The sequence below is a fragment of the Pseudomonas sp. LAM2023 genome, from assembly GCF_016620375.1.
Classification (GTDB): Bacteria; Pseudomonadota; Gammaproteobacteria; order Pseudomonadales; family Pseudomonadaceae; genus Aquipseudomonas; species Aquipseudomonas anuradhapurensis.
Genome location: NZ_JAENHV010000006.1, coordinates 1 through 7,084 on the forward strand (window position 1 = coordinate 1; position 7,084 = coordinate 7,084).

The following is a 7,084-nucleotide window of genomic DNA, read 5'->3' on the forward strand; positions in this document are numbered from 1 at the left end:
AACAGCCCGATCCGCCTGCTGCGCCAGCCGGACTGGAGCGATCGGGAATACGATTTCGATCAGGACCCGCTGTGGCACACCGAGGTCAAGCCGCAGGCATTCGATGCGATTCTCTGGTACCAGTGTGACCATCTGGGTACGCCGATGGAGCTGACCGACCATAACGGTGAGATGGCATGGACGGCGCAGTACAAGGCGTGGGGTGAGGTCAAGGAAGCCTGCTCGGAGTGGGCTAAGCAAGTCGGCCTGAGCAACCCGATACGGTTCCAGGGGCAGTACCACGATCACGAGACTGGGCTGCATTATAACCGCTATCGGTACTATGATCCGAGGGTTGGGCGGTTCATCAACCAGGATCCAATAAGCTACTTGGGTGGGGCCAACCTCTATCAGTATGTTCCGAACCCGATCGGTTGGATTGATCCGTGGGGGCTGAAGCGGATCAAGAATGCGGTTGAAGGAGATCGCCGTCACCAAGAATTTAATGCTGAGATTAAAACGAAGCATCCGAATGCGACGATACAAAGTGAGTGTTATCTGCGAGATGCGAACGGGAAATCTGTCAGGGATCCTGAAAGCGGTGAGCGGCGTAGGGTGGATACAGCTGTTATTGAAAATGGGCAGGCAACAACTTATGAGGTGACAAGTCTGACTGCTGATAAATATGATCAGCAAATGAAAGAAAGTCGAATTCTCGCGAGTGGTGGGACATTTATTAGAGATAGGACTACTGGGAAGCTGGTGCCGGTTGCAGGGTTATCTCAAGTAGAAAGGAGACTGTAATGACAAATGACTATCCAGTTTGGGATATCGATGTGTTGATGTCGGCCTATAAGAGCGCTCCGGACTGGCAGAAAAACATTGAGCTGTCGACGGAGAATCTCTTCGTTTTTATGGAGCGTAATGGTCTTCTGAAATGCCGAGTTACTGATGAGGAAGGGCGGGTTGTGAAGCGCGTGATTATGAAAAGCGAGATTACTGAGGAAGGCAATAAGCTTGTTGAAGGGCCTAAAAGCGCTGTAAGTCGATGGGCTAAGTCAAAAAGTAGATTTAATGATCCTGGGAATGTCAGCGTGCTGGAGAAAGCCTTGGCTGAAATCAGAAAGTCATAGAGGGTTTAGGGGGTGAGTTTGATCTTGAATAATAGATCGTTAGCTCGCCTTTCTGTGCTTTTTGGTATTGCTAATGCAGAGTTAGTACCTAAGGATTCTCCGATCAAGTCAGCACAGGCCGCCTGACCTGTGCTGAAATGGCCTTCCGTTCAGTCAGCCCTCCAAGTCTTGCCCATGAGTCAGATGAGCTTTCCGATTTCGAGTACGCCGCTAAGTGCAAGCAGACCTGCCATGAGCGCTTCCTGGTAGAGATGGAGCAGGTCGTGCTGTGGAGCGGACTGGTCGTCGGAATCAACTGGAAACATCCAAGCTCGCTGTATTCCCTTACGTCTCGGAGGCCGATTTCGGGGTAATTTTTCTATCAAGAGGGTGATTAGGCTTAGTGAACTTAATGCGCAAAGTAAGTATAGCGTGCGGGCCGAAGAATCCTGTCCATCGATGGTTGGCTTCGAAGGGGTCTCAAAAAAACCTCCGGATATGAAGATGCTTGAGAAGGCACTTCTCGAGGCAAGATCCTGACTTAAGTTTTAGGTTTGACTTACATTTGGTCGCAAAAAACTTTCAATTCTCGTCAAAAATTATCAAGTTTTTGGTGGAGATTGATTTTCTGTCACTGCGCCACCGAAGATTGTAAAAGGCGTTGAGCTTGGCACATGGCCGGTGATGAACTGATTAGCTCACAGGCAAGTCAGGGCGGTCTACGGTTCATAGGATCGGATGTTAGGAGTGAATTTGCCGTATGCACAATACTTGGAAGCATGCCAGCATATGTTGTACGCTTAGGCTCAAGGGTATCCGATTATCTTGATATGGGACCCTAGGGATGCTCTAAGCGAGCGACGGAATCCCAGGGCAATAAGCAGAAAGTTCCAGACGCGTATCTGGATTAGTATCCTCAGGTATCAACCCGCGAAGAGAGGGAAGGAGAAAATATTAGAGTGATTTCCTTCCGGCAGCCGAGGGGCTGGTGCGTTTTTGGGTAATAAGTGCAAGAAGCTGAAACCTAAAGGTAACTTAAGGTTAACGTGCTTGGTAAATGAAACAAAAATTATGAATATTTGGGTTTCATATAATCAAATCTGTGTGTTTGGCTCAATTTAGATGAGCCGTTCAATGACTGGTCAAATAATCATGTTAAACAGGGTTTTAGATGGAGAGAGGGGAGCGTTTTTTTCGGAGCGGTGGAAAATGACAATACTGACTTGGAGGTGGTGGTAAGTAGCTCAAATCTAGCGATCGATTCTGCCTCGTTTTAATGGGCTACTGAGTTGCCGGGTAAGTGATGAAAACGGCAAGGTGGTAAAGCGCGTCATTATGAGTAGTGAGATTACTGCAGAGGGTGACTTGCTATCAAATGGTCGTAACAATGCGGTTGATAAATGGCTACGTTCAAAAGCGAGACTAAAAGATCCAAATGATTTGAAGTCTCTTGAAAAGGCTTTGGCAGATATTCGCGCTAAGAAGTCCTAGTTGCACTACTTCTTGAACTGGCTGGCCAATAGGTGTCAGAGCCTAGGTGAGCTGGTTGGGAGAGTTGCGTGTTTAGAGTTTTGGACACGGGACGGTAGTACAGGTTATTGCTGGGTTGGTAAAGAGTTTGAGCTGCCTTGTGGAACAGTAAAATAGAGTATTGTATCGATAGTTATGCCTCATGAGCGCATCGATGATTATCCAGAAGTCAGGCGTTATCATAAATCTAGTAAAGATATTGGTCTGAGAGTACAGCTGCCTTTCAATGAGTTTAAAGAGGCTTACAAGAATCAGCAAATTAATATGGTGCTTCACTGGTTCGCTCAGTTGATCTTGCGAGCGGAATAAAGAGCCTGAAGCTGCCAGAGGACGATGCTTACGTGTTTAAGGAAACTATTGAGAGGCGCGGCTAACTGGCCCAGAAAATCAAAAGCCTGCCTGATGGTGCGAAATTGAAGTTGCAGGCCGGTGAGTGATACGCGTGTAGTCAGGTACCGCAGGATAAAACGCATCCGACCCAATGGGATCCTCAGGGCCCAGCCCATCCCCCGCCCAATTGCCTATGGCCCCACTATTTTAGGCTTTAACCCACTGGCATCGACGCCTCCTTCCAGACACGGAGTTCACCCATGAAAGACATTATCCGCCTTGGCGATTCCACCACCCACGGTGGCAAGGTGCTCGGCTCCTTCGGCAACACCAACGTCAACGGCAAGCCTATCGCCGGGGTCGGCCACATGGTCAGCTGCCCGTTGTGCAAAGGCGTGTTCCCCATCGTTGAAGGTAGCGCGACCTACAGCGTGGACGGCACACCCGTCGCCCTCGATGGGCACAAGACCGCGTGTGGCGCGGCGCTGATCGCCAGCGGCCCGAAGAGTGGCGTTGCCAGCTGAGGCCGGGTTGTTCGGTACCTGACAAACCGCTCGCCTGGCGCATGCGGCGCCCGCTTCTCTGGTGTGATGATCTGCGTCGGCACACTTCCCTGATTCTTGGCCGGCTTAACCCTTGGCGGGTACGACCCGGTTGGCCGCCTGCTGGGTGGATAATCCTCGCTATCATAGAAAAGAACTTACGGTTAAGGGTGATCTTAAGCTGAAGAATCATGCGGTAGTGCAAGGGAAATGATGATGAGAAATACAAATGAAACGATTTTCCTCAGTAAAAAAGATGTGGAGTATTTATTGAGAGAGGTTGAGTTCGTCTTGGTTTCGCTTGTTAGGCTAAATAATTTCTATAAAGAAAAGTTAGGTCAGGCTTTTTCGATACATGATGAGTATTGTGAGGCCGTGACTGAGTTTATTGATGCTGAACGGGTAAATGATAGGCTGGCAAAAATGCGAATGGTAATTGCTTCAAAATTTGACGATACGCTAGGTGATGATGATATGGATGATTTGGAGAGAGTGCTAGATAAGATTGAATTCTGGGAGAGACCGAAAAATGTTTGATAAATAAGTGGGGCTTTAGTTAAAGCATTCGTAGAGGGAATGGTTTTGAGTAAACAGAAAGATATATTGGTCTCGGGTGAGGAAGCAGTAGCGGTTCTTTGGGATCTCGAGTATTTGCTCATATCTTTAAGAAATATTGGTCTATATTATTTATGTGCGAGATGAAGTCACTGCAGATGATGAAAAGGACTATCGAAGGGAGACTGCCAAGTTTATAGATGAGTCTAATATGATTGTTAAGCTTGAAGAAATTAAAGAAAAGCTGTCGGATAAGTTAGAGGCGTGCTGTGGGCGAGATGAATTAGATTCGCTTCGTCAAAGGCTTAAAAGGAAGCGTTTTTGGGAACAAAAGAAGCTCAGTTGAGACTTGTTTAGATTTAGTGTCTTTTTATTTGAAATGTCTATTGTAACGGGGGTGTGTCGGTTGATAAGTTTCGAGTTGTATTGTGGATGGTCAAGTGAATCGCCCCTAGTTTCGTAGACACCTCCAAGCCTCATAATGAGGCCCAAATAGGAGGTGCCATGAGTCGTCTGCGTTACCCCGAAGAATTCAAGATCGAAGCGGTCAAGCAAGTGACCGAGAAAGGCAAGCCTGTCGCCGATGTCGCTCAGCGCCGCTAGGCATGACCCTCGACCAGCATGAGTTGGCCTAGGAGCGCGATGACCTACACCGCGAAGTGGTGCGCCATCAGGACAACCAGCTGATGCAGACCCAGAGCTGGGATCCGGCTGACCGCCTGCAAGACCAGTTGCTGGGTAGCCATGACGGCAAGACCACCCTGCTCAAGCGCCGGTACCAGTACGATGCCGTCGGCCAGCTGACCGATATCCACGACACCCGTCGTGGCCACTAGGCCTATCAGTACGACCCGGTTGGTCGCCTGCTGCAAGCCACCAGTCACCTGGGTGTCGAGACCTTCGCCTTCGACCCGGCCGGTAACCTGCTAGACGACAAGGCCCAGGCGCTGAATCGCCCGCTGGAAAGCGACCCGCGGCGCAACAAGCTGATGGACAACCTGCTGCGTGAATACGCCGGGACTCACTACCAGTACGACGAACGCGGCAACCTGATCCATCGCCTGCACCACGGCGAAAAGGCGCGCCTCAGCTGGGACCTGTTCGACCGTTTGGTGCGCTTCGACGATGACAAGCTCAGCGTGGTGTACAGCTACGACGCGCTGGGGCGCCGTCTGCACAAGCACTCCACCGCGCACCACCAGGATGATCCGCGAGCGGGCAGTGGTTGGAACCAGATGCAGCGGGCCAAGCGCCAGCGCGAACTGGGCTGCGGTTACACCTTGTATGGCTGGGATGGCGATAAACTGGCTTGGGAAAGCTCACCGCCGCAGGGTGAAGGCGAAACCGGGCGCACTGTGCATTACCTGTACGAACCGGGCAGCTTCGTGCCGGTGGTCCAGGCGCAACGAAACAACCCGATCCGCCTGCTGCGCCAGCCGGACTGGAGCGTGATACCTAAATCTAAAGGAGGTTCTGGTACGCCAGAAAATGGACAAGTACTGTGTAGGGTGTGCAATATTGAAAAAAGTGACTCCTGTGAACTTTAGGTGAAGCGATGGAAAAAGTGTTTCTAAAGCTAGAAATTATTGATGGTTATCCGCCGGTCTCTATGGAGAGCGTGTGGGCTGAAAAAAGGGGGGGAAATAAATATAGAATAAAAAATATACCATTTTATTCTAAAGAAGTATGTCTGGATGATGAGGTTAGTACTTCTATAGGTGATGACAATGAGCTGCTATTCAATGCAGTAGTTTCCGATGAAGGGAATAGTACTGTGCGGGTGATTTTCTATAGCCATGACGAAAGCGTGCCGCGGCTGATAATGGATGATATCGCTAATATGGGTTGCTCGTGGGAAGGTATGAGCAAGAAATTTTTTGCGATAAATGTCCCTAAGCATGTTGACTTTGATTTGGTTGTGGGTTTTCTAGAGGAGAAAAGTAATGCTGGCGAGTTGGACTACGAATATGGAATGGTTCGCCAATAAAGTAGTTTTATTGATTCGTTGATGTTGAGGGGGCGTCTACGTAACATTTGAGGTCGGTGATGTCACAATTTGAAGGGTTTTTCAAATCTGGACAATATGCTTGGTCGTCTGTGGAGGAAAAGGGTTTCGATGGACTGGTGACGCGTTACGAGTACGACCCTGATGCGGGCCGGTTGGCAAGCACCCAGGTCGGCCAGCGCCGCCTCACATCACCTTCGACCCGGTGGAGCGCCTGATGCCAGCCAAGGAAATCAACGTCAAGAAGAGACCTTTGCCTACGATGGCAACGGCAAGCTGATCCAGGCGAACAACGCGGCCAGCAAGTTGCAATGGTTCCATGACCAGGCGGGCAACCTGACCCGCGAGCACCAGTATTACCTTGGTACCGAGGTGCCGATGGTCGCGGTGTGGCAGCACGAGTACGACGCCCTCAACAACCGTATCGCGACCGTTCGCCCCGATGGCCACAAGGTCAGCGTGCTCACCTACGGCAGCGGCCACGTGCTGGGCATGACCCTCGACCAGCATGAACTGCTGGCCTACGAGCGCGATGACCTGCACCGCGAAGTGGTCCGGCATCAGGGCAACCAGCTGATGCAGGCCCAGAGCTGGGACCCGGCTGGCCGCCTGCAAGAGCAGTTGCTGGGTAGCCACGATGGCAAGTCCACGTTGCTCAAGCGCCAGTACCAGTACGATGCCGTGGGCCAGCTGACCGATATCCACGACACCCGCCGTGGCCACCTGGCCTATCGGTACGACCCGGTCGGCCGCCTGCTGCAAGCCACCAGTCGCCTGGGTGTCGAGACCTTCGCCTTCGACCCGGCCGGTAACCTGCTGGACGACAAGGCCCAGGAGCTCAACCGTCCGCTGGAAAGCGACCCGCGCCGCAACAAGCTGATGGACAACCTGCTGCGAGAATATGCCGGGACCCACTACCAGTACGACGAACGCGGCAACCTGATCCATCGCCTGCACAACGGCGAAAAGGCGCGCCTCAGCTGGGACCTGTTCGACCGTTTGGTGCGCTTCGACGATGACAAGCTCAGCGT

Annotated in this window: 9 protein-coding genes and 4 pseudogenes; all 13 read left to right on the plus strand. The window is 51.2% G+C overall.

Annotated features, from left to right (window positions below; translation table 11 throughout):
• A partial coding sequence (locus JKP78_RS24935; RefSeq protein ID WP_234454380.1) for an RHS repeat-associated core domain-containing protein occupies positions 1 to 783 on the plus strand: 783 nt, incomplete at its 5' end.
• On the plus strand, positions 783 to 1,112 hold the full coding sequence (locus JKP78_RS00055) for a hypothetical protein (RefSeq protein ID WP_186690747.1): 330 nt from the start codon (positions 783 to 785) through the stop codon (positions 1,110 to 1,112). The genes JKP78_RS24935 and JKP78_RS00055, both read left to right, overlap by 1 nt.
• A gap of 174 nt (positions 1,113 to 1,286) precedes the next feature.
• A pseudogene (locus JKP78_RS25310) lies at positions 1,287 to 1,426 on the plus strand (IS5/IS1182 family transposase); the annotation flags it as partial.
• Between the two features lie 765 nt (positions 1,427 to 2,191).
• The gene (comJ, locus tag JKP78_RS25315; protein WP_186690751.1) at positions 2,192 to 2,368 is read left to right on the plus strand and encodes a competence protein ComJ; all 177 of its coding nucleotides are present in this window, start codon (positions 2,192 to 2,194) and stop codon (positions 2,366 to 2,368) included.
• Between the two features lie 58 nt (positions 2,369 to 2,426).
• The gene (locus tag JKP78_RS00065) at positions 2,427 to 2,582 is read left to right on the plus strand and encodes a hypothetical protein (RefSeq protein ID WP_186690748.1); all 156 of its coding nucleotides are present in this window, start codon (positions 2,427 to 2,429) and stop codon (positions 2,580 to 2,582) included.
• Positions 2,583 to 3,211: 629 nt separating this feature from the next.
• Positions 3,212 to 3,475, plus strand: coding sequence for a PAAR domain-containing protein (locus JKP78_RS00070; RefSeq protein ID WP_170028031.1), 264 nt, complete (start codon positions 3,212 to 3,214; stop codon positions 3,473 to 3,475).
• Positions 3,476 to 3,709: 234 nt separating this feature from the next.
• Positions 3,710 to 4,030: a hypothetical protein gene (locus tag JKP78_RS00075; protein WP_186690749.1), complete on the plus strand. Its 321-nt coding sequence runs from the start codon at positions 3,710 to 3,712 to the stop codon at positions 4,028 to 4,030.
• 229 nt (positions 4,031 to 4,259) lie between these two features.
• Positions 4,260 to 4,394 (plus strand): hypothetical protein, encoded by a 135-nt coding sequence (locus JKP78_RS25225; protein ID WP_267912362.1) that lies wholly within the window; start codon positions 4,260 to 4,262, stop codon positions 4,392 to 4,394.
• A gap of 158 nt (positions 4,395 to 4,552) precedes the next feature.
• A pseudogene (locus tag JKP78_RS00080) lies at positions 4,553 to 4,645 on the plus strand (transposase); the annotation flags it as partial.
• Positions 4,646 to 4,647: 2 nt separating this feature from the next.
• Positions 4,648 to 5,496, plus strand: a pseudogene (locus tag JKP78_RS00085) (RHS repeat-associated core domain-containing protein); the annotation flags it as partial.
• Entirely contained in the window at positions 5,497 to 5,595 is a 99-nt protein-coding gene (locus JKP78_RS25260; protein ID WP_225931951.1) for an HNH endonuclease, read from the plus strand.
• Between the two features lie 8 nt (positions 5,596 to 5,603).
• Complete coding sequence (locus JKP78_RS00090) at positions 5,604 to 6,035, plus strand: DUF4265 domain-containing protein (protein ID WP_186690750.1); 432 nt, start codon at positions 5,604 to 5,606, stop codon at positions 6,033 to 6,035.
• A 110-nt stretch (positions 6,036 to 6,145) separates the two neighbouring features.
• Positions 6,146 to 7,084 (plus strand): annotated as a pseudogene (locus JKP78_RS00095) (RHS repeat-associated core domain-containing protein); the annotation flags it as partial.